29 protein-coding genes are annotated in these 24,232 nt (G+C 36.3%); 18 read left to right on the plus strand and 11 right to left on the minus strand.

The features are described 5' to 3' along the window. The first annotated feature begins 211 nt into the window (after nt 1-211). The 6 genes from ACIEHO_RS00005 to ACIEHO_RS00030 all read left to right on the plus strand — a co-directional run bounded on the left by ACIEHO_RS00005 (nt 212) and on the right by ACIEHO_RS00030 (nt 3,768). Entirely contained in the window at nt 212-853 is a 642-nt protein-coding gene (locus ACIEHO_RS00005) for a hypothetical protein (protein ID WP_406967347.1), read from the plus strand. A 131-nt stretch (nt 854-984) separates the two neighbouring features. Next, a complete protein-coding gene (locus ACIEHO_RS00010) occupies nt 985-1,449 on the plus strand; it encodes a hypothetical protein (RefSeq protein ID WP_406967349.1) in 465 nt (154 codons plus the stop codon). A gap of 188 nt (nt 1,450-1,637) precedes the next feature. Beyond that, nucleotides 1,638-2,003 (plus strand): transposase, encoded by a 366-nt coding sequence (locus ACIEHO_RS00015; RefSeq protein ID WP_406967351.1) that lies wholly within the window; start codon nt 1,638-1,640, stop codon nt 2,001-2,003. Between the two features lie 2 nt (nt 2,004-2,005). Continuing rightward, nucleotides 2,006-2,860 carry an IS3 family transposase gene (locus tag ACIEHO_RS00020; RefSeq protein WP_406968678.1) on the plus strand — a complete coding sequence of 285 codons (855 nt, stop codon included), beginning with the start codon at nt 2,006-2,008 and terminating at the stop codon, nt 2,858-2,860. A gap of 58 nt (nt 2,861-2,918) precedes the next feature. Further along, complete coding sequence (locus ACIEHO_RS00025; RefSeq protein WP_406967353.1) at nt 2,919-3,323, plus strand: hypothetical protein; 405 nt, start codon at nt 2,919-2,921, stop codon at nt 3,321-3,323. Nucleotides 3,324-3,402: 79 nt separating this feature from the next. Then, nucleotides 3,403-3,768, plus strand: a complete 366-nt coding sequence (locus ACIEHO_RS00030) for a hypothetical protein (protein ID WP_406967355.1) — start codon at nt 3,403-3,405, stop codon at nt 3,766-3,768. A 148-nt stretch (nt 3,769-3,916) separates the two neighbouring features. Here ACIEHO_RS00030 and ACIEHO_RS00035 read toward each other — a convergent pair whose 3' ends face one another. Further along, on the minus strand, nt 3,917-4,711 hold the full coding sequence (locus ACIEHO_RS00035; protein WP_406967357.1) for a universal stress protein: 795 nt from the start codon (nt 4,709-4,711) through the stop codon (nt 3,917-3,919). Between the two features lie 134 nt (nt 4,712-4,845). Between ACIEHO_RS00035 and ACIEHO_RS00040 the strand changes: the two genes are divergently transcribed. Together ACIEHO_RS00040 and ACIEHO_RS00045 are read left to right on the plus strand one after the other, a co-directional pair. Next, nucleotides 4,846-6,180 (plus strand): MATE family efflux transporter, encoded by a 1,335-nt coding sequence (locus ACIEHO_RS00040; protein ID WP_406967359.1) that lies wholly within the window; start codon nt 4,846-4,848, stop codon nt 6,178-6,180. A gap of 23 nt (nt 6,181-6,203) precedes the next feature. Beyond that, the gene (locus tag ACIEHO_RS00045) at nt 6,204-6,380 is read left to right on the plus strand and encodes a hypothetical protein (protein ID WP_406967361.1); all 177 of its coding nucleotides are present in this window, start codon (nt 6,204-6,206) and stop codon (nt 6,378-6,380) included. 91 nt (nt 6,381-6,471) lie between these two features. Here ACIEHO_RS00045 and ACIEHO_RS00050 read toward each other — a convergent pair whose 3' ends face one another. Further along, a complete protein-coding gene (locus ACIEHO_RS00050) occupies nt 6,472-7,113 on the minus strand; it encodes a 2OG-Fe(II) oxygenase (RefSeq protein ID WP_406967363.1) in 642 nt (213 codons plus the stop codon). Nucleotides 7,114-7,224: 111 nt separating this feature from the next. On the opposite strand from ACIEHO_RS00050, the gene ACIEHO_RS00055 reads away from it, so the two are divergent. Both ACIEHO_RS00055 and ACIEHO_RS00060 read left to right on the plus strand, forming a co-directional pair. Continuing rightward, complete coding sequence (locus ACIEHO_RS00055; protein ID WP_406967365.1) at nt 7,225-7,680, plus strand: 6-pyruvoyl trahydropterin synthase family protein; 456 nt, start codon at nt 7,225-7,227, stop codon at nt 7,678-7,680. 196 nt (nt 7,681-7,876) lie between these two features. Next, on the plus strand, nt 7,877-8,629 hold the full coding sequence (locus tag ACIEHO_RS00060) for a UDP-2,3-diacylglucosamine diphosphatase (protein WP_406967367.1): 753 nt from the start codon (nt 7,877-7,879) through the stop codon (nt 8,627-8,629). Here ACIEHO_RS00060 and ACIEHO_RS00065 read toward each other — a convergent pair. The 4 genes from ACIEHO_RS00065 to ACIEHO_RS00080 form a co-directional block, all read right to left on the minus strand. Beyond that, nucleotides 8,626-9,894, minus strand: a complete 1,269-nt coding sequence (locus tag ACIEHO_RS00065) for an MFS transporter (protein WP_406967369.1) — start codon at nt 9,892-9,894, stop codon at nt 8,626-8,628. The two genes, ACIEHO_RS00060 and ACIEHO_RS00065, sit on opposite strands and share 4 nt — an antisense overlap. Before the next feature lie 4 nt (nt 9,895-9,898). Continuing rightward, nucleotides 9,899-11,029 carry a Fic family protein gene (locus tag ACIEHO_RS00070; protein WP_406967371.1) on the minus strand — a complete coding sequence of 377 codons (1,131 nt, stop codon included), beginning with the start codon at nt 11,027-11,029 and terminating at the stop codon, nt 9,899-9,901. A 119-nt stretch (nt 11,030-11,148) separates the two neighbouring features. Further along, on the minus strand, nt 11,149-12,840 hold the full coding sequence (gene recJ / locus ACIEHO_RS00075) for a single-stranded-DNA-specific exonuclease RecJ (protein ID WP_406967373.1): 1,692 nt from the start codon (nt 12,838-12,840) through the stop codon (nt 11,149-11,151). A 14-nt stretch (nt 12,841-12,854) separates the two neighbouring features. Then, a complete protein-coding gene (locus ACIEHO_RS00080; protein WP_406967375.1) occupies nt 12,855-13,301 on the minus strand; it encodes an OsmC family protein in 447 nt (148 codons plus the stop codon). A 55-nt stretch (nt 13,302-13,356) separates the two neighbouring features. Between ACIEHO_RS00080 and ACIEHO_RS00085 the strand changes: the two genes are divergently transcribed. Together ACIEHO_RS00085 and ACIEHO_RS00090 are read left to right on the plus strand one after the other, a co-directional pair. After that, nucleotides 13,357-13,947 (plus strand): carboxymuconolactone decarboxylase family protein, encoded by a 591-nt coding sequence (locus ACIEHO_RS00085; protein WP_406967377.1) that lies wholly within the window; start codon nt 13,357-13,359, stop codon nt 13,945-13,947. Between the two features lie 21 nt (nt 13,948-13,968). After that, on the plus strand, nt 13,969-14,742 hold the full coding sequence (locus ACIEHO_RS00090) for a toxin-antitoxin system YwqK family antitoxin (RefSeq protein WP_406967379.1): 774 nt from the start codon (nt 13,969-13,971) through the stop codon (nt 14,740-14,742). On the opposite strand, the gene ACIEHO_RS00095 is transcribed toward ACIEHO_RS00090, so the two are convergent. The 4 genes from ACIEHO_RS00095 to ACIEHO_RS00110 form a co-directional block, all read right to left on the minus strand. Continuing rightward, complete coding sequence (locus ACIEHO_RS00095; protein ID WP_406967380.1) at nt 14,739-15,308, minus strand: uracil-DNA glycosylase family protein; 570 nt, start codon at nt 15,306-15,308, stop codon at nt 14,739-14,741. The genes ACIEHO_RS00090 and ACIEHO_RS00095 overlap by 4 nt on opposite strands. A 45-nt stretch (nt 15,309-15,353) precedes the next feature. Then, a complete protein-coding gene (locus tag ACIEHO_RS00100) occupies nt 15,354-15,698 on the minus strand; it encodes a HopJ type III effector protein (RefSeq protein WP_406967382.1) in 345 nt (114 codons plus the stop codon). Between the two features lie 93 nt (nt 15,699-15,791). Continuing rightward, nucleotides 15,792-16,466, minus strand: a complete 675-nt coding sequence (gene rsmI, locus ACIEHO_RS00105) for a 16S rRNA (cytidine(1402)-2'-O)-methyltransferase (protein WP_406967384.1) — start codon at nt 16,464-16,466, stop codon at nt 15,792-15,794. 3 nt (nt 16,467-16,469) lie between these two features. After that, on the minus strand, nt 16,470-17,213 hold the full coding sequence (locus ACIEHO_RS00110) for a hypothetical protein (RefSeq protein ID WP_406967386.1): 744 nt from the start codon (nt 17,211-17,213) through the stop codon (nt 16,470-16,472). A 108-nt stretch (nt 17,214-17,321) separates the two neighbouring features. Between ACIEHO_RS00110 and ACIEHO_RS00115 the strand changes: the two genes are divergently transcribed. The 6 genes from ACIEHO_RS00115 to ACIEHO_RS00140 all read left to right on the plus strand — a co-directional run bounded on the left by ACIEHO_RS00115 (nt 17,322) and on the right by ACIEHO_RS00140 (nt 23,756). Then, nucleotides 17,322-17,969 carry a thymidine kinase gene (locus ACIEHO_RS00115; RefSeq protein ID WP_406967388.1) on the plus strand — a complete coding sequence of 216 codons (648 nt, stop codon included), beginning with the start codon at nt 17,322-17,324 and terminating at the stop codon, nt 17,967-17,969. Continuing rightward, nucleotides 17,962-19,068 carry an alanine racemase gene (gene alr, locus ACIEHO_RS00120; protein WP_406967390.1) on the plus strand — a complete coding sequence of 369 codons (1,107 nt, stop codon included), beginning with the start codon at nt 17,962-17,964 and terminating at the stop codon, nt 19,066-19,068. Before ACIEHO_RS00115 ends, alr begins: the two co-directional genes overlap by 8 nt. A 63-nt stretch (nt 19,069-19,131) precedes the next feature. Next, nucleotides 19,132-19,533: a large-conductance mechanosensitive channel protein MscL gene (gene mscL / locus ACIEHO_RS00125; RefSeq protein ID WP_406967392.1), complete on the plus strand. Its 402-nt coding sequence runs from the start codon at nt 19,132-19,134 to the stop codon at nt 19,531-19,533. Nucleotides 19,534-19,669: 136 nt separating this feature from the next. Beyond that, nucleotides 19,670-20,659: an aspartate-semialdehyde dehydrogenase gene (locus ACIEHO_RS00130; RefSeq protein WP_406967394.1), complete on the plus strand. Its 990-nt coding sequence runs from the start codon at nt 19,670-19,672 to the stop codon at nt 20,657-20,659. 97 nt (nt 20,660-20,756) lie between these two features. Then, a complete protein-coding gene (locus ACIEHO_RS00135; RefSeq protein ID WP_406967396.1) occupies nt 20,757-22,808 on the plus strand; it encodes a prolyl oligopeptidase family serine peptidase in 2,052 nt (683 codons plus the stop codon). Nucleotides 22,809-22,835: 27 nt separating this feature from the next. Further along, on the plus strand, nt 22,836-23,756 hold the full coding sequence (locus ACIEHO_RS00140; protein ID WP_406967398.1) for an ABC transporter ATP-binding protein: 921 nt from the start codon (nt 22,836-22,838) through the stop codon (nt 23,754-23,756). Here the strand turns inward: ACIEHO_RS00140 and ACIEHO_RS00145 are convergent. Then, entirely contained in the window at nt 23,751-24,200 is a 450-nt protein-coding gene (locus tag ACIEHO_RS00145) for a 3-oxoacyl-ACP synthase (protein ID WP_406967400.1), read from the minus strand. The genes ACIEHO_RS00140 and ACIEHO_RS00145 overlap by 6 nt on opposite strands. Nucleotides 24,201-24,232: the final 32 nt, after the last annotated feature.

The raw sequence follows: 24,232 nt of genomic DNA on the forward strand, positions 1-24,232 counted from the left end.
CGGATCTATACAAGGCGGAATAACAAGTTGGTTTGTTGGTAAAGAAATGGAATATAAAAAAACGCACTACAACAATGTATAACCGCAATTACGGCGGATTCGACTGCGTCCGAATCCACTCGGAATTGCGAGCGTCAGTGCCAAACTGAAAATTAACGCATATTAACCCGTAACTGACGGTTATACGAGACCGTTACCACACATTTGAGAAATGACGCAATTTTTAGTTTTAATAGCAATATTTTTAGGAATTAGTTTAGTGCTGATTTTGACAAAATCTGACTTACCAAAATTGGAAAAGGTTTTTAAACGAATTTCGTTTTATTCTTTAATTGGAATTTTAACCTGTGCTTTACTTTTGGTTTTTGACTTTAGAATTAAAGGAAAGTACACAACCACAATTATTGGACTGACTTTCTTAATCTCGACAATTATATTATTCGGATTGACTAAAAAAACTCGAACTAAAATATTAAGTGGAATTTTAACAATTCCTCTCGTTATATTTGGAATTTCGAGTCTGATTTGGGAAATGCCTATTATCTTCTTCTATCTCTTAGCAATGCCATTTCATCCACCAAAAGCAAAATTTGAAATAGATAAAAAACACAATATAGAAGTCAGAGATGGTGGATTTATGGCGTGTGGAGAAAGTTTGTTTATTACAGAAAGTACCTTTCTTATTCTGGACAAAATAAAACACGTCGGAAATAACTTTTGCGTAACTGGAATTGATAAAATAGAAACTATAGAATTTAAAGAAAATAACGTGGAATTTTTAATCTATCACGATGGAAAAACTGAATTTGAAAATCCATATAAATATCAACCTGAAATAAAAAACGTGTGGTAACACCGTATATAATTTATTGCTAGTTCTAGCCTACTTACGAAAATCCTCGCGGATTTTCTATTCGGTTTTTATTTGCTAAATTAGGTGCTTAAACCACGCAACAAACCATATACAATCACGTTGTAAGTAATTTGAGAAAAACGCTAAACATACTGTTAATTCTGTCATTCGGACTTTTTTCTTGCAAGTCTGAAAAGAAATACTCGGACTATGACGAAACCGATTTTTATGAAGTTCAAGGAATTATAAATTATGCAAATCCGACAAGTGACCCTTTCGACAGTACAATCGAAAAAAATGTGAGTTTTACCTATTTTTTAGACCGACCAAATCCAAAAACTGGAATCGAGAATAATTTGGAAATGTTTGAGGCTCAAAAAGGATATCCGCTAATCGTTCTTGTCCATAAAGATGATGAAAATATAAGTTTTTATGGTAGAGTTGGAATTCTTGAAAACCTAAATAATAAGGAAAAAGATTTTCTTTCTAAACACATCGAAAAAGAAATGTCTAAGCTAAAGAAAAAGACACCTGAATATATTTATAATGCACTAATAAAAGACTCTGTAAAAGAAAACACAACGGACAAAAAATAAAAAAACTACTTACAACACCGTATAAAAAAAATTGCTAGTTTTACCTAAACCAAAGTTAGTTGCTCGTTTGCTAGCTTCTGATTTTCCTTCGGAAAATCCTCGCACACAAACACGCAACTTTCCTTATACATCAACGTTGTGCTTCATTATGACCCGTCCTGAATAAAGGCTACATAATTTTAAACATTATGTACAAAAATGACAAAGTAATCAGACGGTATTCAGAACCTTTTAAACTGAAAATTCTGGACGAACTAACAACCGGAAAACTTAACAAGTATCAACTAGGTAAAGCTTACGGTATTGCTCCTACCACCATTAACGAATGGATCAAGAAGTACAACCGTAAAGACCTCATGAACACCAGAGTAACCGTGAAAACCAAAGACGAGATAACACGTATTAAAGAGCTTCAAAAAGAGATTGAACAACTTAAAAAACTGCTTTTAAAAAAGGATATGGACGCTCTTGTGGATGAGTCCTACCTAGAAGTAGCTGCAGAACAACTGGGATACAAATCTGTTCTTGAACTTAAAAAAAAACTAAATATTTAGCCCTGGTAAAGGCCAAGGAAAAATCTAAGGGATTTACTTCTCTTTCAACTATAACAGCCTGTTTCGGACTAAAACGCGATGCTTACTACAAATTTAAACGTAGAGAAGACAGCCGTATTGAAATTGAAAAAAAGGTTGTGGCCATAGTGAAAAACAGACGTAAATCCCTGCCCAGAGAGGGTGTGCGTAAGCTCGAAAAATCATTAAAGGACGAGTTTAATAGAGCTAACCTTAAAGTCGGCAGGGACACCTTATTTAATATCCTTAGAAAGCACAATATGCTTACGCTCAGAAAGAAATACAGTTCCAGAACAACCAATTCAATGCACAGGTTCTATAAGTACAAAAACATCATCAAAGACCTGGAAGTCACAAGACCCAACCAAGTTTGGGTAAGTGACATTACCTATATCAGAACCATAAAGGGGTTTTGTTACCTGGCGCTCATTACAGACATGCATTCCAGAAAGATTATCGGTTATGACCTTAGTGATAGCCTGGAACTCAAAGGATGCGTCAGAGCGCTTAATAAAGCCATTTACCAAGCTAAAGATATTGACGGACTTATCCATCATTCTGACAGGGGCATACAGTATTGCAGCAATGTATACACACAAATTCTCAAAAGAAATAAGATAGATATCAGTATGACAGAAGAAAACCATTGTTATGAAAATGCCATGGCAGAACGTGTAAACGGCATCTTGAAAGATGAATTTTATCTTGACCAGACCTTTGATAATGTGGCACACGCGAAAAGAGCTACAAAAAATGCAATTAATTTATACAACGAAATAAGATTACATTTATCTTTAGACTTTAAAACACCTAATATGGTATATAAATTAACAGCGTAAATCAATTTTTAACCTGTAGCCATATTTCAGGACAAGACATTTACGAAACATAGTCTAAATGGAAATAACCAATCAATTTGATATAAAAAAATACTACAAAATTTTCGGATATATAAATCTGATTTTCAGTATTTTACTTGTTATTTTTTTAACTGATATTGAAATTAAAGAAAGGATTTTTGCTCTAATAGCAATTAATGTCGGATATCATATGCTCTATTTATTTTTTTCAAGTCTTTCAAAGGACTCGACTCGAATGAGCAATAATTTTAATAAAGTTATGGGAACTGGAATGTTAAAACTTTTCGCAATATTTGGAATCATATCTTCATTCACAATAATTTACTTTTTTATTACAAAGGCTATTTCTGAAAAAGAATATTTTGGCTTGTTTGGAATATGTATTCCCATCGGACTTTTTCTCGGAGCTTATAAATTATGGACTGATTTAAATAATGAATAAAAAAACGTTTTACAACAAAGAACTGAGTTGAAAACAACTTAACTACCCCATACAATTAAGTCGGGCATATTAATATACAATGGAAGAAGATGAAATTAGATTACTAGAAGAATATTTAGCTCATCAAATGCTACAACTTAGCGTTAGGTTTTATATTATTAATAAAGCTAGTAAACAATTTAAATTACCCAAAGACCTAGTAAGGTCGCAATATTTTAAGGTTAGAACACAAATAGGAAAGAAAGCGCTTAAAAGAGCTTTGATATACCTTATAATAGGCTCTATGACCTTGTTTATTGGAATTAGAGGAACTTTTGGTGTTTCTAGTAAAGTTCTTCTATGGGGTGCCTTATTGGTAGGTTCAGGCAGCGTAATAACTTCCCTCGGACTTTTTATTCTAAGTTTAAAAGGATATATGTCATTCCAAATGAGAAAGACGATGTGATAAAACCCAACGCCATACCTTATCACCAATAATTATTGAAAATTAAAATCTCTTGAAAACCCTATTATTAAAGGGATTGGAATAAATGAGAGAAACGACCCGACTACTAGTTAAGCACTCTAGCCAACTGAGTTACATCCCCATTAAATTATTTTAATCCGCTTAATACCAATACTGGTATATCGCTATGAAAATCTTTTTTCAAAATCGTGTTTTTTTCCCATTTCTTGGTAAAAAAACCACGCTTTCTTCTAACTACACATAACATATCCGGATTGTGCGACTCAAAATGACGCAACACTCCTTGGTATGTCGTGGGGCTTTCGGTTTTTGTAATATTGTTAACCAAGGTTTTTAAATCTTTGTTAAGCTTAAAATCATCTGCATTGTAAAAAGGTGTTTTCACCAATAACAAATCCACCGAAGATTGAAACCTTTCCCTTATCGCGCTTAATGGTCCCAAAGCATTTTTCTTTTTTATAATAGCCGATTTTACTGCCATTAAAATGCTTATTGGAGCAGAAAACACGTAACCTTCGGGGACAATAAGTGCCGGAACCTGCATTTGCTTGATAATTTTACCAGATGTTTTTCCTAAATAAACTTCGTCTTTTATCGAGTTTGTTCTGGGTTCAACCAAAACCAAATCTACATTGGCCACTTTACAAGCCAATTCTAAAGTATCAATTAACTTTCCTTTTAAAACTTTAACCGTTACGTCAACATTTTTGGTATCAATTTGAGACATTAAAGAGTTTAAAAACTGTATGCTTTCACGCTCAATGATGTTATCAACCTTTATCATGGTTCCAGCCTTGGTGTACACATTATAAACCTGCACCACAAAAAGTTTTGCTCCAAAAGCTTCAGCAAAATCTACAGCATACTGCAAATGGCTAACTGCATTTTTTGACGACCCTACGGGAACTAAAATATTCTTCATACTCATAGATTAATACTGAAAATACAATAACTTCGCTGCAAAAGTAATACATTTTGATTATTTGCAAAGCGGACAATGTAGATTTGCTTTTATTTTTCAACAAAATTTATGGTTTAAAATCCCCTTTTGATTCTATGAGCATAGACATCAGTTTAAAACACATAAACAAATTAGCTATCCCAGCACTTATTGCCGGAATCTCTGAGCCCATTTTATCGCTAACCGATGCCGCCATTGTAGGCAACATTGATTTGCACGCCACCGAATCATTAGCTGCTGTGGGTATCGTTTCAACATTTTTATCAATGCTTATTTGGGTGTTGGGACAAACAAGAAGTGCTATTTCGTCCATTGTATCACAATATGTTGGTGCCAACAAACTGGACAATATTAAAAACCTGCCTGCACAGGCCATTTTAATTATTACTTCTTTAAGCTTCCTTATTATTGCTTCAACCTATCCATTTGCTGAGTTTATTTTCAAACTTTACAACGCTTCCAATGTTATTTTAGATTACACCGTCATTTATTATAAAATAAGAGTCTTGGGATTTCCGTTTACCCTATTTACCATTGCTGTTTTTGGGGCTTTTAGAGGATTACAAAACACCTATCACCCCATGATAATTGCCATTATTGGGGCGGCTTCCAACATTGTATTAGATGTTATTTTGGTTTACGGCATTGAAGGCTACATTACCCCAATGAATATTGAAGGAGCTGCCTATGCGAGCGTTTTAGCTCAAATTTTAATGGCGATTTTATCCGCTTACTTTTTGCTAAAAAAAACGGTTATTCCGTTAAGGGTGAGCTTTCCGTTCAATCCAGAAATCAGGCGCTTTATCTTTATGATTCTCAATCTGTTTGTCCGAACAGTGGCACTTAACGTTACCTTGTATTATGCCAGTGCTTTCGCTACAAGTTATGGACCCAGCTATATTGCGGCCTATACCATTGCTATTAACTTATGGTTTCTTGGTGCTTTTGTAATTGATGGCTATGCTGGTGCAGGAAATATTCTATCGGGTAAATTATTTGGTGCCGAAGCCTACAAAACCTTAATTCAACTAAGCAATAAACTGATTAAATATGGACTTGTCATAGGTATTATTCTAGGTCTGGTAGGTGCTATTTTTTATTACCCCATCGGACGTATCTTTACCAAAGAACCCGAAGTATTAAATGCCTTTTACAACATCTTCTGGATAATCTTGGCCATGCAGCCGCTTTGTACTTTAGCCTTTATTTTTGATGGCATTTTTAAAGGTCTAGGCAAAATGAAATACCTCAGAAACGTATTGTTATTTTCTACCTTCATCATATTTGTTCCCATTTTATTTGGGCTGGATAGTTTGGGCTATAAACTACACGCCATATTTATTGCCATGACCTTTTGGATGTTGGCTCGAGGCATTCCCTTAATTGTGAAATTCCGGCAGACCTTTTTACCATTGGGAGAAAAACAATAACTTTGCCATTAAACGTAACTATAATGTTTTTAACTACTGTCGCGCAAGATATCGACGCCATAAAAGAAAAAATAGCCAGTGCTCCAGATAAAGGTTACGAAATTGGCGTTTTTATTGGCACTATATTACCTTTTATCGTTTTAGTGGTAATTGCTTACCTCATTTACAGATACAACAAGAATAAAATAAATAAAGAATAATGGGCAACAGACTTTTTCTAATTTTAGCCATAGTTTTAATCATCATTTACTTTTACAACCGAAACAGAGGCCGTAGATAAACCAAATAAAACTACCTTGTTTTTAGCCAACCTGTAATACTTAAACGTTTCGTATTTACGGGCTTTACTTCGTGTTCAATAACTTGGCTTTCAAAAATTACGATTCTTCCAGGAAAGGGATAAATAACCTCTTCCTTCTCTTCACCATTTTCATTAAGATAAAGCACCAGTTCGCCACCATTTTCGGGCAACCAATCTTCTTCATTTAAATAACAAACAAATGATAGTTTTCGCCTATCGTCGTTCTGAAATGTATCGATATGTCGCTTATAAAATGTTCCTGAAGGATATATAGCATAGTGAAATTCCTTGTGTAAAATCCCTAAAAAGCAAGTGCGGTTTAAATACGCCACCAAATCATTTATTTTAGTAAAAAATAACTGTTCGGTAGTATTGGCTTTGCTCTCATCCATCCACAAAATTAAATCGCCACGAATTGATTTTACAATGGTTTCATTAACCCGATTACCAATAGCCGCTTTTTTAAAGGCATCTACTTCATGTTTTTTAAGCAACATTTGCCTTAGCTGCATAACCTCATCGGGAGTGAAGAAATTCTCAACAATACTAAACTGATTTTTCCCTATGTTGGCAATAATCTGCTCATAAATAGGGTTTTCCTCAAAATCAATAGACTCAAAGAGATGATTCATAAATCATTAACAAAATAAGCCCTATCTGTAGTTAAATAAAAGCGAGCAAATGTAATCTAAAAATCGGTTGGTAAAACAAAATCAATATCTTTGCAACATAATTCTTTCTCCATGGGCAACAACATTCGCATTACCAAGAAATTCGATTTTGAAACCGGCCACGCACTATACGGGTACGACGGAAAATGTAAAAACGTTCATGGCCACAGTTACAAGCTTTTTGTTACCGTTATTGGCAAACCCATAGCCGACCGTTCCAACGTAAAATATGGCATGGTTATCGATTTTGGCGACCTTAAAAAAATTGTAAAAGAAGAAATTGTAAATGTGTTCGATCATGCCACAGTCTTCAACAAAAACACCCCGCACGTTGAGCTGGCAAAAGAACTGCAAGATCGCGGGCACAACATCCTTTTGGTCGATTATCAGCCCACAAGCGAGATGATGGTTATTGATTTTGCAAATAAAATCAGTAAGCGCCTACCCCAGCACATCAGCCTACACAGTTTAAAACTACAAGAAACCGAAAGTTCATTTGCCGAATGGTTTTCATACGATAACATTTAGGGCGCTACCTTTTCAGGTCGGGCTTTACGTTGCAAGTACGCGCTCCGGCGTCGCTGCGGGCTTTCCACTGCAATCCCTAGCGCACCACCTTGCTGTGTTCTTGGCTTAAACCAATGGTTAATAATACCACCAAAGGCAACATCAAAAATAAAAAGGTGAGATTCCTGTCTTCACAGGAATTAAGTATATTTACGCCATGCAAATTCCAAAAGGAAAAAAAATATACTTCGCTTCCGATAACCATTTGGGCGCCCCAACAGCCAAAGCCTCACTTCCGCGCGAAAAAAAATTCGTAGCCTGGTTAGACGAGGTTAAGCATGACGCAGCAGCCATTTTTTTACTGGGCGACCTGTTCGATTTCTGGATGGAATTTAAAACCGTAGTGCCACGTGGTTTCACCAGAACCCTAGGTAAACTGGCCGAAATAAGCGATTCTGGCATACCCATTTACTACTTTGTGGGCAACCACGACCTTTGGATGAATGGCTATTTTGAGGAAGAACTCAACATTCCCGTTTACCACAAGCCAAAGGAATTTACTTTTAATGATAAGACTTTTTTTATTGGCCATGGCGATGGTTTAGGCCCGGGCGACAAAGGCTATAAACGGATGAAAAAGGTATTCACAAACCCATTTTGTAAATGGCTGTTCCGTTGGCTTCACCCCGATTTGGGCGTGCGTATGGCGCAGTACCTTTCAGTAAAAAACAAAATGATTTCTGGCGATGAAGACATCAAATTTTTGGGTGAGGAAAACGAATGGCTGGCGCTGTATTGTAAACGCAAACTTGAAGAAAAGCACCGCGATTATTTTGTATTTGGTCACCGTCATTTACCATTAGAAATCAATCTCAATGAGAAATCTAAATACGTCAACACTGGCGACTGGATTACCTATTACACCTTCGGAGTTTTTGATGGCGAAACATTTCAATTAAAAGAATATTAATCCTCTTTTTCACTGGCTTCAAAATCTTCGGTTAAATCCAAATTTCGCAACGTTGGATTTTTAACACCTATCGAAGCAACAGTAATTAATGTCATGGTGCCACCAAAAACCACTGCTGCCACAGGGCCAATTAATTTTGCTGCCAGTCCACTTTCAAAAGCACCCAATTCGTTTGAAGACCCAACAAACATTGAGTTTACTGCCGACACCCTACCCCGCATATCATCGGGTGTTTTTAACTGCAATATGGTTTGCCTAATCACCATGGAAACCCCATCGGTAGCTCCACTTAAAAATAAGGCCAGAACACTTACCCAAAATATATTTGATAGACCAAAGACAATAATACAAATACCAAAACCAAAAATAGTAGCCAATAATTTCTTCCCGGCATTTTTACTTACAGGTAAATAGGTGGTCATAAACATACTAAAAATGCTTCCCAAAGAAATGGAAGCGTTTAAAATGCCAAAACCTTTCGAACCAACTTCTAGAATATCCTGAGCAAATACCGACAATAATGCGACCGTTCCCCCAAATAAAACAGCTATCATATCTAAGGTTAAAGCTCCTAAAATGGCTTTGTTACTAAATACAAAACGCACACCCACTTTTAAGCTTTCCTTAACAGGCTCTCCTATTTTAGGATTTAAAATCGGTTTTTTCTTGATTAGAAAAGTCAAAATAAAGGAAATAACAACAAGTACAAATATCATACACAGCGTTTTCGGCACGCCCATCCAATGAATGGAAAAGCCGCCCAAAAGAGCCCCCAATACAGCCGCGGCTTTCCATGTACTCGTGCTCCAAGTTGCGGCGTTGGGATATATTTTCTTCGGAACAATAAGTGCTACCAACGAAAAAATAGTGGGGCCAAAAAACGAACGTAAAAAGCCACCAAAAAACACCAAAGCATAAATAACATATAAAATAGAATTTGTGTTCCAATTGCCAACAACCTTATTCCATGTCAATAAAAAAAGACCTAAACTAATTAACGAAAAAGCTGCAATACAAATGGCCAATAAATTTCGTTTTTCCTTTTGATCAACAATATGTCCGGCAAACAGTGCCATTGTAAATGCCGGGATAATTTCCATTAAGCCAATTAACCCGAGATAAAGTGGGTCTTTGGTTAGGCTATATACTTCCCACTCTATAACAATAAATTGCATAGACCAGCCGAAAACTAGGACAAACCGTACTAGCAAGAATATATTGAATTCCTTTATCCGAAGAGCGGCATACGGGTCTGTTTTTGCCATAGAATTAATTTCTGTTAGAAAATAAATCTAAATACTCCCTAAACATATAGATTCTACCTCTTTCCGAACCCGTAACCTCTTCTAAAATTTTTAATTTTTCTAAATCTCTAAGAAGCTTATAAGCCGATGCTGGAGATTTATCTATAACTTCAGCGACTGTTGTTGCGTTTATTGCAGGTTTTGTGTATAGGTAGTCTATTAGCTGTTTTGCACTGGTACTTCTTCCTTTTAATTTTTTAATTTTTTCATCAATATTCTTTTGAAGTTGTAAAATTCCGTCGAATGTTTTAACTCCTTTTTGTGCCGTTTCAATAATTCCGGTTAAGAAAAATTTAAGCCATTGAGATAAATCATTATGTGTCCTTACCCGCATTAAATTATCATAGTAGAGCATTCTATTTCTTTCGAAAAAATCAGACAGATATAAAATGGGTTGTTTTAAAATCCCCTTGCTTACCAAATATAAAGTAATTAATAATCGACCTACTCTTCCATTGCCGTCTAAAAAAGGGTGAATAGTTTCAAATTGATAATGAATAATAGCTATCTTAAGCAAGTCAGGCAATTGGTTTAAGTCATCATTTGCAAATTTTTCAATATCTGACAACAAGTCGTTAATTGCATTATGATTTGGTGGAATAAAAACAGCATCATTTATTGATGCTCCACCAATCCAATTCTGGCTTGTTCTATATGCTCCAGGCATTTTATGCTCTCCCCTTACACCGCTTAACAAGATTTTATGTGTCTGTTTTATAAGCCTTGACGAGAAAGGAAGCGTATGGAGCATTTTAACGGCTTCATTCATTGCAGCTATGTAATTCTGTACTTCTTCCCAATCATCTCTTTTTTCTATTGAAACCTCATCCTTACTTAAAAAAGCTTCTTCCATATTGGTTTGTGTACCTTCAATTTTAGAAGATTGAGTAGCTTCTTTTGCAATATGCATACTCACATATAAATCTAAGTTTACATATTCTGAATACATATCCAGCCTTCCTAAATGCCTATCTGCTTTACTTAATAGAGCAAAAACTTGCATATCTGTAATTTGCCACTCCCTATTAATTAAATTAGGTTCAAAACTTTTATAAAATCCTTGATTTATTTTTTTTCCTGATTGAAAGCTATCCATAAAAATATTTTATTTTACAAAAATAAGAAAAACTAAATTAAATTGATTTTTGTTTTAGTTTTATGTTAAATTCTAAAATAAATTGTTTTATACTTTTATTTTATTCAATAAAATTAAAACTATTTAATATCTCTTAGTTTTAATTGCAAACTTACATTACCCCGCCAATCATTTTCATCAATGGAGTAAACAGATTTAAATGGTTTTCCTTCAGAAATAACATCAAACCTGTCTCCCATACTAAAGCCTATACAGACAAATGTGCTTGATGAGCCAGATTGTGTAGCCGTAAGCCTTAAATGGGTTTTATCTTCGCCTACGCACTTTCCATAGCCTGTATCAACCAAGTTATCGGTCATAAAAACGGGGGTCATATTACTAGGGCCGTATGGAGCAAACTGTTTTAAAATTCTATAAAATTTTGGCGTGATGTCTTTTAAGTCGATTTGGGTATCGATATTAATCTCTGGTATCAGTAAGTTTCGGTCGATGGTTTTAGACACTATATCTTCAAAAGCCTGTTTAAATGCTTCGTAGTTTTCTTCTTCAAGGGTTAAACCCGCTGCATATTTGTGTCCACCAAATTGTTCAATGTGTTCCTTACAAGCTTCCAAGGCGTTATAAACGTCAAAACCTCTAACAGACCTTGCCGATGCGGCCAATTTATTGCCACTTTTAGTAAATACCAAAGTAGGCCTATAATACGTTTCCGTTAACCTCGACGCCACAATCCCTATAACGCCTTTATGCCATTCTGGATGATAAACTACGGTGCTTAATCGGTCTTGTTCATTTAATTCCTCTATCTGGTTAAGGGCCTCTTCAGTAATTTGCTTATCTGTTTCGCGCCTATTTAAATTGTAGTTATTAATGCCTTCAGCAGACTTTTCGGCCAGTTCCTCTTCTTCTTCTACCAATAAACTTACCGCATAATTGCCATGCTCCATCCGGCCAGCAGCATTAATTCTTGGTGCCACAACAAAAACTACATCGGTAATGGTAAGTTCTGTTTTTTCAACCTGCTTTAAAATAGCTTTAATTCCTGGTCTGGGATTGGTATTTATTACCATTAGGCCAAAATGGGCCAATACGCGATTTTCGCCATCAATGGGAACGATATCGGCACCAATAGCTGTGGCCACCAAATCTAGATATTCGGTTAAATCGGCAGCTGTTTTTCCTTGTTTTGATGCTAATGCCTGAACAAGTTTAAAGCCAACACCACAACCACATAATTCTTTATAAGGATAGTTGCAGTCTTCTCGCTTGGGGTCTAAAACGGCTTCGGCATCCGGAATTTCATCCCCTGGTCTATGGTGATCACAAATAATAAAATCTATACCTAATGTTTTGGCATGTGCCACTTTTTCGACTGATTTTATTCCACAATCGAGTGCTATAATGAGGGAAAAATCATTTTCTAGCGCAAAGTTTATCCCTTTATACGATATACCATAACCCTCATCATATCTATCAGGAATATATGTATAGACTAATCCATGCCGCGTTTTAAGATAGGTAGACATTAATGCAACTGCCGTTGTGCCATCCACATCGTAATCGCCATAAACCAAAATGTTTTCCTTATTAGCAAAAGCTTGCTCAATGCGTGCCACGGCCTTGTCCATGTCTTTCATCAAGAACGGGTCGTGCAGGTGCTTTAGTTTGGGCCTAAAAAACCGTTTGGCCTCATCAAATGTTTCAATACCCCGCTGCAAAAGCAAAGTAGAGATATTTTCATCGACTTGCAGAGCCTTTTGTAACGATTTAACTTTATCAGAATCAGGTTGTGGTTTTAAGGTCCAACGCATACAAACAACTTAAACTACCCTACAGGAAAAAAATCCACTTTATCATAATGGAAATGAGTTTTCACATCCATCTTTGAAAATTGACGAAACATTTCCATAACGCCACAGTATTTTTCAATGGACAAATCAACAGCACGCTGTAATTTTTTTTCATTTAAATCTTCACCATAAAAATGAAAATGCACGCTTACCTTATCGTAGTATTTTGGATGTTCTTCGGTTAAATTGGCTTCAATTTCAATACTAAAATCATCAACCTTTAATTTCATTTTTTTTATCAAGGCGGCCACATCAATCCCCGAACATCCGGCAAGACCAGAAAGCATCAAGGCTTTTGGACGATAACCTTCACCTTTTCCTCCGCTTTCCTCTCCTGCATCAATAAATAAATTGTGCCCAGAAGGATTCGTGCTTTCAAACCTCATGTTTCCTAGCCACTTTGTAGAAACTTTTACTGCCATTTAAACTATTTTTTTGTTAATTGTAGATATCAAAAATACTACAAAATTCACAACAATGCCTTTAGTAAAGCCTTTATCTGCCGATCATGATTTGGAAACCAAGAAATTAGCTGAATTTTTTAATGAAACCTTGGGGTTTTGTCCCAATTCGGTACTTACCATGCAACACCGCCCAGAAATCAGCAAAGCTTTTATTAATTTAAACAAAGCCGTTATGGCCAATGAAGGCCGTGTAACATCTGCTTTAAAGCGAATGATTGCCTGGGTAAGCAGCAACGCTACAGGGTGCCGATATTGCCAAGCGCATGCCATCCGTGCCGCAGAACGTTACGGTGCTAAACAAGAACAACTGGATAATATTTGGGACTACAAAACCCACCCTGCCTTTAACGAAGCCGAACGTGCCGCTTTAGATTTTAGTCTGGCAGCCAGCCAAGTGCCGAATGCCGTTGATGAAAGTATAAAAAGTCGATTGTACGACCATTGGAATGAAAGTGAAATTGTTGAAATGCTCGGGGTAATTTCGCTTTTTGGCTACCTAAACCGATGGAATGATAGCATGGCAACCACTATTGAAGATGGCGCCGTTGAAAGTGGTGAGCGGTATTTAGGAAAGTATGGCTGGAGTGAAGGAAAGCACATTTAGCAAATATGAAAAAACACAAACATGACTCATAAAAAACTTGTTACACTTACTTTATTAATCATTTTAGGCTTTTATTATAATTGCAAAAATGAAACGGATAATAACAACTTTAAACTAATTGAAAGAAACTCATACTTTATTGATTCATACAACGGGATAAGTGTTTACAGAAACAACGAAAACCGCAAACCCATGAGTGGCTATTTTGTAGTTGGTGATAAATTTAAAAAATGGGAAGAGTTTAAAGTGAAAGAGGGCATTTTAAATGGTGCTTATATTATTTTTCATAATAACGGGAAAATTTTTTCTCAATCCCATTATGTTAACGGCAAACTTCATGGTGAAGAGAAAACATATGATGTTTTGGGAAATTTATCAAAAATAAGCACATACAACTATGGCATACTTTACGGAAAAAGCAAGACTTATTTTGATAATGGAAATATCAAATCTGAATCTAAAATCAAGGATGAAAAAGTAGTTGAATCTATCTCATACGATTTGATTGGTAACATTGAATCTCAAATGTTCATAAAAGACGGACGGAGCCTTACTCAAACTATTAAAAGCGGAAAGGTGTTTTCTGAATACATTTCATCAAATTATGACGATTTTGAAGCCATGAAGTTTTTCAATGAAGATGGCTCCCTAAAATTATATTTTAGAATGCTGGAGGATGGCGACAAAAGCTATATAATAGAATTGAACGAAAATAATGAAGAAATAAAACGTATAGATATTAAAGCCAACCCCCAAGAAGTATTTAAATATCAAGAATTCTTAAAACAATTTTAAATAAATTCACGCACTGCTAATTGTAGCTCGGGTAAAACCTCAACCCCAAACCATGGGTTTTTACTCAACCAAAATCGGTTTCGCGGCGACGGGTGCGGTAACGGTAAAAACTTGGGCAGATATTCATTATAATTCTTAACGGTTTCGGTTAATGTGTTTTTAGCCTTCTTGCCCAAATAGTATTTTTGGGCGTACATACCTATTAAAAGTACCAACTCCACCTCTTTCATTTCCTCAAACAAAGCTTGGTGCCATTGCGGTGCACATTCGGGGCGTGGTGGCAAGTCTCCACTTTTTCCTTTTCCTGGATAGCAAAACCCCATGGGGATAATAGCGAATTTGGTTTCATCATAAAATTCTTCATCTGAAACATCAAGCCATTCACGTAACTGTTTGCCACTGGGATCATCCCAGGGAATTCCAGAAGCATGCACTTTAGTTCCAGGAGCTTGACCAACAATTACAATTTTTGATTGAGGGTGTGCAGAAACCACAGGTCGCGGACCAAGAGGTAAATGTGATTTACAAATCGTGCATTGTTTTATATTTTTGAGTAAAGTTTGCATGTTACTTGATGAGATTCTGAATCAAGTTCAGAATGACAAAAACTACTATTTTTCCTTTAAAGGCTGTGTTTCAAAACTCAAACCATCAAAACCTGTTTTCATAAAATTTCGGATGTTTTGATGTCCATTTCCGTTCGGGTCTTTCAATACATCATCAAAATAGTGCTTGCCAAAACAAGCCAATGCCTCTTCTTTTGAAAAGCCATGAATCTTGGCGAAAGCTAACAACTTACACGACCCAGAATTTTCGCTTGCTCTATTTTGAATATTTCCGTTTTTAAAAGCCGTTGGCGTAAATTCATAGTTAGCCTCTATTACAGCCATAGTTTCTGAAAATTCAATAGCTTCAGGAGTTTCTTTTAATTTATTCTTAAATGTATTTATATTCATTTCTATAATTTAAAATAGTGTACTGTCATGATAAGACCCTGAAATAAAACTTCGACTCCACTCAGTGTGACAAGTTCAGGATGACATCTATCTCTATTTATTTGTTCCTGCCACAACAATAACTATTTCGCCCTTTGGCGGTTTGTTGGTGTAATATTCCAATACTTCATGTGCCGTTCCACGGATGGTTTCTTCGTAAAGTTTAGTCAACTCTCGTGATACCGACACTTGGCGGTCTTCACCAAAATATTCACAAAAATGACCTAAAGTTTTTACTAATTTATGTGGACTTTCGTAAAAAATCATGGTTCGAAGTTCTTGTGCCAAAAGTAGCAATCGGGTTTGGCGCCCTTTTTTAACGGGCAAAAACCCTTCAAAAACAAATTTATCGTTGGGAAGACCAGAATTTACCAAAGCAGGCACAAAAGCAGTGGCGCCAGGTAAACATTCTATTTCAATATTGTTTTCTATACAAGCGCGGCTCAATAAAAACCCAGGGTCAGAAATGGCCGGGGTACCAGCATCACTAATTAAAGCTATGGTAGTCCCGCTTCTTAATTTTTGCACAATCCTTTCAATCGTTTTATGCTCGTTGTGCATGTGGTGGGATTGCATGTGGGTCGAAATTTCAAAATGTTTTAATAGTTTACCTGAAGTCCGGGTGTCTTCGGCCAAGATTAAATCAGCTTCTTTTAAAACGTCTATAGCTCTGAAGGTAATGTCTTTTAGGTTACCTATGGGTGTAGGCACAATGTAGAGTTTACTCATACTTTAGTTAAACTTGGCTTCAATAATTTGCATAAAACGTTCTTCAAATTCCTCTTTACCAAGCCAGTTATTATAATCTGGTTTCACCATAGTTTCTATAAAGTTTTTGGCATTGGTATAGGTCTGAAAAGTATTTAACTGTGATACTACACGGTCGTAGTCTTCGCTCTGGCCTTCAAACAAGTGTTTTATAAATGCTATTTTGTCGTTCAAACCAATGTTTAATCCTCCTATTTTCAGTTTATCGTTTAAAGATTTTTTTTCATCAGGATGCCCATTTTGACTGTGAATTGCAGGCTCAAAAATAGGGGTTTCATCAAACCCCGCGGTAATATCTTCCAAATCATATTTCTTTATTGGTGCTTCCGGTTTAGCTTCTTTAAAAGCCGTATCTCTATCATCGGTATCATCTGGCATCTGGGCCACCATATCTTTGATTTTGTTCATAACTGGCTCCATAATAGCATCCTCTTCATCTTCATCAAGGTTCACGTATATTTTATCTTCAACCTCAATATTATGGCTTATTTTATCATCAAAAGCTTTACCTCGCATTCCAAAAAAAACAGTATCATTTCCAATGGTTGGCAGTTCGCCTTCAAAATTATCGTGTGCAAATTTCAATACCGATAACTTTTCGTAAAGCACCGATACCTCAGCATGCATTTTAAGTACATCTTCCTTCCCTTTTAAATCAATAATCCTCTCCGCGATACTTATCAACTCGGCTTCTATCTTCTTCTTCATGGTTTACAATTTTAAAATTATTGTGCTATAGGCTTTTGTTTTTTACTAAATTTACGCCACCTTTATACAGAACTAATAATTGCTTTGTTTTAGTGCTAAAATTACGAAATGTTTCTCGAAAATACGGTAAATCATAAAGAACAATTTGGTTGGATTGAAGTTATCTGTGGCTCAATGTTTTCTGGCAAAACCGAAGAACTTATAAGACGTTTAAGACGTGCGCAGTTTGCAAGACAAAAAGTGGAAATTTTCAAACCCGCCATTGATGTGCGTTATGATGAAGATATGGTTGTTTCCCACGATGATAATGAAATTCGCTCAACGCCCGTACCAGCCGCCGCCAACATACCTATTTTGGCCGATGGCTGTGATGTTGTGGGTATTGATGAAGCCCAATTTTTTGATGATGAAATCGTTAGGGTTTGTAACGATTTGGCCAACAAAGGCGTTAGGGTAATTGTGGCCGGATTGGATATGGATTTTAAAGGTAACCCCTTTGGCCCCATGCCCAATTTAATGGCAACGGCCGAATATGTTACCAAAGTACATGCCGTTTGTACTCGTACCGGAAATTTGGCCCAATACAGCTACCGAAAATCTAAAAATGACAATTTGGTGCTATTAGGAGAAGTTGAAGAATACGAGCCGCTTAGCCGTGCCGCATTCTACAAAGCCATGTTGCGCGATAAAGTAAGAAACATGAAGGTAAACGATGCCGAAGAAATAATAAACAAACCCAAAGATTCCGATGCCTAAAGCACAAGAAACAGTGCTTGAAATAAACCTTAACGCACTTCACCATAATTTTGAACACCTTAAATCTAAATTACAACCGCCAACCAAGTTTTTGGCAGTTGTAAAGGCGTATGCTTACGGTAGTGATGCTTGCGAAATTGCTAATTATTTACAAGATTTGGAGGTTGATTATTTCGCAGTAGCCTACATTAATGAAGGCATGGTACTCAGAAAAGCAGGCATTACCAAACCCATTTTAGTTTTACACCCCCAAACGGTAAATTTTAAACAGCTTATTGAGCACTGCTTAGAGCCTAGTTTGTATAGCTTCAAAATTTTAAAGGAATTTATGGAAGTTGCCTCGGCGGACGAGTTAAGCAACTATCCCGTTCATATTAAATTCAACACTGGTTTAAACCGATTGGGGTTTGATGAAAAGGCCGTCGATGATATCGTTTTGAAACTGAAAACTTCCGAAGCCATAAAAGCAAAATCTATTTTTTCGCATTTGGCGGCTAGCGAAGATCTTGGTGAAAAAGCGTTCACAAAAAACCAAATTGAACGGTTTAAAACTATTGCCAATAATTTTACAAAAGCTATAGGTTACAAACCAATACTTCACATGTGTAATACTTCTGGAATTTTAAATTACCCCGAAGCGCATTTTGACATGGTTAGGAGCGGCATTGGCCTTTACGGTTTTGGAAATTCTGAAAAAGAGAACCAAAATTTGCAACCCATTGGCACTTTAAAAACAGTTATTTCGCAAATTCATCAAATAAAAAATGGTGAATCTGTAGGATACAACCGAGGTTTTAAAAGTAATACCACAATAAAAACGGCAACATTACCCATTGGCCACGCCGATGGCATTGGCAGACAATACGGCAATGGTAAAGGCTATGTTACCATAAATAACCTAAAAGCCCCAATTATTGGCAATGTTTGTATGGATATGATTATGGTTGATATAACCCATATTGATTGTAACGAAGGGGATGAAGTTATTGTTTTTGGTAAAAACCCAACGGCCGAAACTATTGCTGATACGGCAAACACAATCTCTTATGAGCTTATAACATCTATATCACAGCGGGTTAAAAGGGTTTTCTTAAAGTAAAAAATTATCAAATGTTAATTTTTTTTAGTTAATTTGACCTTTACTAACAAAAAATTTAAAATTATGTTAAAAGAGTTTAAGGAATTTGCAATGAAGGGTAACCTTATTGACATTGCAGTTGGTTTTGTTATGGGTGCTGCTTTTAAAGAAGTAGTAACAGCATTTACCGGGGGGATTGTGTCTCCGTTGATTGGATTAATTTTCAATGCAGATTTCAAAGATTTAAAATATGTTATTAAAGAAGGAACTTTAAACGATGCAGGCGAAATGGCAGGAGAAGTTTCAGTACTTTGGGGTGCATTCTTAACCAACGTTATCGACTTCATTATTGTGGCTTTTGTGATGTTCTTGATTGTAAAAGGGGTTAACAAAATGAAGAAAAAAGAAGAACCTGCACCAGAGGCGCCTAAAGGCCCTACTCAAGAAGAGTTATTAGGTGAAATTAGAGATTTGTTAAAAAAATAACAAACTGTAAATAATATAACAACCTGTTATTTGTTGTTAAAAAGCCCCTGTTTTTTAAAAATGGGGGCTTTTTTTAGATTTTAAAATGGAATTAATACTTAGTTTTGTCCTCACAAATTTTAAAACGTTAGAAAAGATGAAAGTAGCTGTTGTTGGCGCCACTGGTATGGTTGGCGAAGTGATGCTAAAAGTTCTTGCAGAACGCAATTTTCCTATAACCGAATTAATTCCCGTAGCGTCTGAGCGCTCTGTGGGTAAAACCATAACCTACAAGGGCACCGATTATAAGGTAGTTGGTCTGGAAACAGCTGTTTCTATGCGTCCTGACATTGCTTTATTTTCTGCAGGTGGCGGCACCTCACTAGAGTGGGCTCCAAAATTTGCTGAAGCGGGTACTACAGTGGTTGATAATTCTTCAGCATGGAGAATGGATCCTTCCAAAAAATTGGTGGTTCCAGAAATCAACGCCAATGAATTAACAAAGGATGACAAAATTATTGCCAATCCTAACTGTTCAACCATTCAATTGGTCATGGCGTTAAATCCGCTTCATAAAAAATATAAAATGAAACGCGTGGTAGTTTCAACTTACCAATCGGTTTCTGGCACTGGTGTTAAAGCTGTACGTCAATTAGAAAACGAAATTGCCGGTATTGAAGGCGAGATGGCCTATCCTTACCCTATTGGTAGAAATGCATTACCACACTGTGATGTTTTTGAAGAAAACGGATATACCAAAGAAGAGATGAAATTAGCGCGTGAGCCACAAAAAATTATGAACGACCGCTCGTTCTCTGTTTCGGCTACAGCTGTTAGAATTCCAACCGCTGGAGGGCATTCAGAGTCTGTTAACGTTGAATTTGAAAATGATTTCGATTTGGCCGATGTACGCAAATTATTGAGCGAAACTCCGGGTGTGATAGTTCAGGATAATACCGAAACCAACACATACCCAATGCCTATTTTTGCACATGAAAAAGACGAAGTTTTTGTTGGCCGTATTAGAAGGGACGAAACGCAACCCAACACATTAAATATGTGGATTGTGGCCGATAACCTTCGTAAAGGTGCTGCTACCAATACCATTCAAATTGCTGAATATTTAATTGAAAACAAATTAGTGTAGGTTATCTAAATCTTAGATTATATATTTAAAACTCCTGTATGCTTTTACAGGAGTTTTTTTATTTATTTTTGGAAACTGAAATTTTTAAAATTTTGCTTTGAAATATTCTCAAACTAAAGCCGAAAATATTATAGACACCTATTTTGGTGTTGAAGTGGAGGACCCCTACCGCTGGCTCGAGGACGATACAAGCAAAGAAACTGAAGCTTGGGTAAAAGCACAAAATAAAGTCACCAATTCATATTTAGAGGGCATTCCTTTTAGGAACCAATTGAAAGAACGCCTTTCAGAACTATGGAATTATGAAAAACGCAGCGCACCTTTCAAAGAGGGCGATTACAATTATTTTTCAAAAAACAACGGCTTACAAAACCAAAGTGCTATATACAGGCAAAAAGAAAATGGAGAAGCTGAAGTATTTTTAGACCCCAACACATTTTCAGAAGATGGCACGATTTCGCTGGACGCACTAAGCTTTTCAAAAAATGGCAAGATTTTAGCCTATTCGGTTTCTAAAGGCGGCAGCGACTGGCGAAAAATTTTTGTAATGGATACAGAAACGAAAGAAGCAGTCGAAGCCCCTTTGGTGAACGTTAAATTTTCTCAAATTTCTTGGTTTAAAGATGAAGGCTTTTATTATTCCAGTTACGACAAACCAGAGGGCAGCGAGCTTTCGGCAAAAACGGATCAACACAAAGTATATTACCACAAACTAGGAACTACTCAAAAAGAAGACACATTAATTTTCGGTGGAAAACCAGAAGAAAAACACCGCTACATATACGCTAAGGTTACCGAAGATAGTCGGTTTTTGGTGATAACACCACGCGTTTCAACCTCAGGAAACAAACTATTGATTAAAGACCTATCGAAACCAAACAACAAGTTTGTAACAATTCTGAGCCACACCGATAGCGACACCACGCTCATTGACAATGACGGCGATAAACTGCTATTAATAACCAACTTAAACGCACCAAACAAAAAAGTGGTCTCGGTTGATGCTTCAAACCCTATTCCAGTAAAATGGGTGGATGTTATTCCGGAAACCAAGCATGTATTAACCATTTCAAAAGGGGGTGGTTATTTGTTTGCGCACTATATGGTTGATGCGGTTTCAAAGGTGAAACAGTTTCGTTACGATGGTTCTTTTGTACGAGATATTAAACTTCCCGGATTAGGTACTGCTTCGGGTTTTGGAAGCAAAAAAGACCAAAAAACCATTTACTTTTATTTTACTAATTACAATACACCTCTGAATATTTATAAACTTAATGCCGATACAGATAATCGAAGCCTATTTTGGGAGCCTTCTGTTCATTTTAATACATCAGATTATGAAAGCCATCAAGTATTTTATCCTTCCAAAGATGGCACTAAAATCCCCATGATAATCACGCATAAAAAAGGATTGGAACTCAACGGAAAAAATCAAACTATCTTGTACGGTTATGGCGGATTCAATATTAGCTTAACACCCAGTTTTAGTACCACCAATGTAGTTTGGATGGAGCAAGGCGGTATTTTGGCTGTGCCCAATTTACGTGGTGGTGGCGAATATGGTAAAAAATGGCACGACTCGGGTATTAAAATGAAAAAGCAAAATGTATTTGATGATTTTATCGCTGCCGCGGAATATCTCATTGAAAACAACTATACCTCATCAGAATATTTAGCACTACGAGGTGGCTCTAATGGCGGACTTTTGGTTGGCGCAGTAATGACCCAACGCCCAAATCTGGCACAGGTCGCCTTGCCTGCTGTTGGTGTTTTAGATATGCTGCGTTATCATACATTTACTGCTGGAGCTGGCTGGGCATACGACTACGGAACAGCTGAAGACAGCAAAGCCATGTTTCAATATTTAAAAGGCTATTCACCTTTGCATAATATTAAAAAGGGCACAACATATCCTGCTACTTTAATTACTACTGCAGATCACGACGACCGCGTGGTTCCGGCACATAGTTTTAAGTTTACCGCCGAGCTGCAAAGTAAACAAAGCGGAACAAACCCCACTTTAATCAGAATTGAAACGAATTCGGGCCACGGTGCTGGCACCCCTGTAAGTAAAATCATTGAACAATACGCTGATGTCTTTGCTTTTACACTCTTCAATATGGGATATAAGAGCCTGACAAACCATTAAATTTCATTAGCTTATTTTTACAATCATATGCTAAATGTCCAAAACCTCACTTTTTCCTATAAAAAAACGCCTGTTTTAAAAGAGATTTCCTTTAAAGTTAAACCAGGTGAAAATCTAGCCATCATTGGTGAAAGTGGCGCTGGAAAAAGTACTCTGCTAAAAGTTTTGTATGGTAAATACGATTTGGATGAAGGTCATGTTTTTTGGAAAGACAAAGAAATTCTCGGACCAAAATTCAATCTGGTAGTAGGTTACGATTTTATAAAATATGTGGCACAGGAATTCGATTTGATGCCCGTTACTTCTGTTGAGCAAAATATAGGTAAGTTTCTATCTAATTTTTATCCAGAAGAAAAAAAGCTGCGTACGGCCGAATTAATTGAAGTAGTTGAGCTTACCGATTTTGCGAAGACTACGGTAAAGCTATTAAGTGGCGGGCAAAAACAACGTGTCGCTTTAGCCAGGGCTTTGGCCAAACAACCTGAAATTTTACTTCTCGATGAACCCTTTAGCCACATAGACAACTTTAAAAAGCAGAGTTTAAGACGAAATGTTTTTAAACATTTAAAAGACAACAATATCACTTGTATCGTGGCCACACACGACAAGGAAGATGTTCTTGGGTTTGCTGACCACATGATAGTTTTAAATGACCATAACATTGAAGCATACAACACTCCAGAACAGCTATATCATAAACCTAAAACACCATTAATTGCGTCTTTCTTTGGAGAATTCAACACCATTAATGGCAAAATTATTTATGCAAACCAATTAAAGGCAGTTGAAAAATCAGATTTGAAAACTATGGTTACAAAAAGTTATTTTAAAGGAAGTTACTACCTCATTGAAGCCGATTTGAATGGCGAAAAAGTATTTTTTGAAAACCCTTCTAAACTAAAAATTGGGCAATCAGTTTACCTAGCTATTGACAAAAACAGTCTATAAAATTTCATTGATTTTGAACGTCTGTGCTCTAAATTCAATTGTATTATCCTTTGTTTTTCCCATTAACAATTGCCCTATTGGTGTATTTGCCGAAATCGCATAAAATTTTTGTTTTTCGATTATTAATTCTCCAGCACTAATAGCAATAAAATAATTGGATTGGGTAGTATAAATAACACTTCCTAAACCAATAGTTTTTGAAGAGTTTTCAATATTTATTTTAGATAGAGTTTGTTTTGTTTTTTCAATTTCTGCCAATTGGTTTCCAGCTTTTTCACGTTCTAATTGTAGCATCGCACGACCTGTTTCGTGCTTATCGCCAGCACTACTTTTGGTTTCTGAAGTTAACGAATTTTGAATTTCAAGAATGGCATTATTGATGGTTCGTAAACGGTTGTTTACGTATTCTTGGCACTGATTGTATAATTGCTGTTTGATGTTCATTTGCTTATTAAAAAATAGATTCCTGCCTGCGC

Origin of the sequence: Flavisericum labens (assembly GCF_045446075.1) — a bacterium.
GTDB lineage: Bacteria > Bacteroidota > Bacteroidia > Flavobacteriales > Flavobacteriaceae > Flavisericum > Flavisericum labens.

What these genes read in the sequence shown, in the direction of transcription:
- ACIEHO_RS00005 (WP_406967347.1), top strand. Translation starts at nt 212, where the DNA reads ATGACGCAATTTTTAGTTTTAATAGCAATATTTTTAGGAATTAGTTTA.
- ACIEHO_RS00015 (WP_406967351.1), top strand. Translation starts at nt 1,638, where the DNA reads ATGTACAAAAATGACAAAGTAATCAGACGGTATTCAGAACCTTTTAAA.
- ACIEHO_RS00025 (WP_406967353.1), top strand. Translation starts at nt 2,919, where the DNA reads ATGGAAATAACCAATCAATTTGATATAAAAAAATACTACAAAATTTTC.
- ACIEHO_RS00030 (WP_406967355.1), top strand. Translation starts at nt 3,403, where the DNA reads ATGGAAGAAGATGAAATTAGATTACTAGAAGAATATTTAGCTCATCAA.
- ACIEHO_RS00035 (WP_406967357.1), bottom strand. Translation starts at nt 4,711, where the DNA reads ATGAAGAATATTTTAGTTCCCGTAGGGTCGTCAAAAAATGCAGTTAGC.
- ACIEHO_RS00040 (WP_406967359.1), top strand. Translation starts at nt 4,846, where the DNA reads ATGAGCATAGACATCAGTTTAAAACACATAAACAAATTAGCTATCCCA.
- ACIEHO_RS00045 (WP_406967361.1), top strand. Translation starts at nt 6,204, where the DNA reads ATGTTTTTAACTACTGTCGCGCAAGATATCGACGCCATAAAAGAAAAA.
- ACIEHO_RS00050 (WP_406967363.1), bottom strand. Translation starts at nt 7,113, where the DNA reads ATGAATCATCTCTTTGAGTCTATTGATTTTGAGGAAAACCCTATTTAT.
- ACIEHO_RS00055 (WP_406967365.1), top strand. Translation starts at nt 7,225, where the DNA reads ATGGGCAACAACATTCGCATTACCAAGAAATTCGATTTTGAAACCGGC.
- ACIEHO_RS00060 (WP_406967367.1), top strand. Translation starts at nt 7,877, where the DNA reads ATGCAAATTCCAAAAGGAAAAAAAATATACTTCGCTTCCGATAACCAT.
- ACIEHO_RS00065 (WP_406967369.1), bottom strand. Translation starts at nt 9,894, where the DNA reads ATGGCAAAAACAGACCCGTATGCCGCTCTTCGGATAAAGGAATTCAAT.
- ACIEHO_RS00070 (WP_406967371.1), bottom strand. Translation starts at nt 11,029, where the DNA reads ATGGATAGCTTTCAATCAGGAAAAAAAATAAATCAAGGATTTTATAAA.
- recJ (WP_406967373.1), bottom strand. Translation starts at nt 12,840, where the DNA reads ATGCGTTGGACCTTAAAACCACAACCTGATTCTGATAAAGTTAAATCG.
- ACIEHO_RS00080 (WP_406967375.1), bottom strand. Translation starts at nt 13,301, where the DNA reads ATGGCAGTAAAAGTTTCTACAAAGTGGCTAGGAAACATGAGGTTTGAA.
- ACIEHO_RS00085 (WP_406967377.1), top strand. Translation starts at nt 13,357, where the DNA reads ATGCCTTTAGTAAAGCCTTTATCTGCCGATCATGATTTGGAAACCAAG.
- ACIEHO_RS00090 (WP_406967379.1), top strand. Translation starts at nt 13,969, where the DNA reads ATGACTCATAAAAAACTTGTTACACTTACTTTATTAATCATTTTAGGC.
- ACIEHO_RS00095 (WP_406967380.1), bottom strand. Translation starts at nt 15,308, where the DNA reads ATGCAAACTTTACTCAAAAATATAAAACAATGCACGATTTGTAAATCA.
- ACIEHO_RS00100 (WP_406967382.1), bottom strand. Translation starts at nt 15,698, where the DNA reads ATGAATATAAATACATTTAAGAATAAATTAAAAGAAACTCCTGAAGCT.
- rsmI (WP_406967384.1), bottom strand. Translation starts at nt 16,466, where the DNA reads ATGAGTAAACTCTACATTGTGCCTACACCCATAGGTAACCTAAAAGAC.
- ACIEHO_RS00110 (WP_406967386.1), bottom strand. Translation starts at nt 17,213, where the DNA reads ATGAAGAAGAAGATAGAAGCCGAGTTGATAAGTATCGCGGAGAGGATT.
- ACIEHO_RS00115 (WP_406967388.1), top strand. Translation starts at nt 17,322, where the DNA reads ATGTTTCTCGAAAATACGGTAAATCATAAAGAACAATTTGGTTGGATT.
- alr (WP_406967390.1), top strand. Translation starts at nt 17,962, where the DNA reads ATGCCTAAAGCACAAGAAACAGTGCTTGAAATAAACCTTAACGCACTT.
- mscL (WP_406967392.1), top strand. Translation starts at nt 19,132, where the DNA reads ATGTTAAAAGAGTTTAAGGAATTTGCAATGAAGGGTAACCTTATTGAC.
- ACIEHO_RS00130 (WP_406967394.1), top strand. Translation starts at nt 19,670, where the DNA reads ATGAAAGTAGCTGTTGTTGGCGCCACTGGTATGGTTGGCGAAGTGATG.
- ACIEHO_RS00140 (WP_406967398.1), top strand. Translation starts at nt 22,836, where the DNA reads ATGCTAAATGTCCAAAACCTCACTTTTTCCTATAAAAAAACGCCTGTT.
- ACIEHO_RS00145 (WP_406967400.1), bottom strand. Translation starts at nt 24,200, where the DNA reads ATGAACATCAAACAGCAATTATACAATCAGTGCCAAGAATACGTAAAC.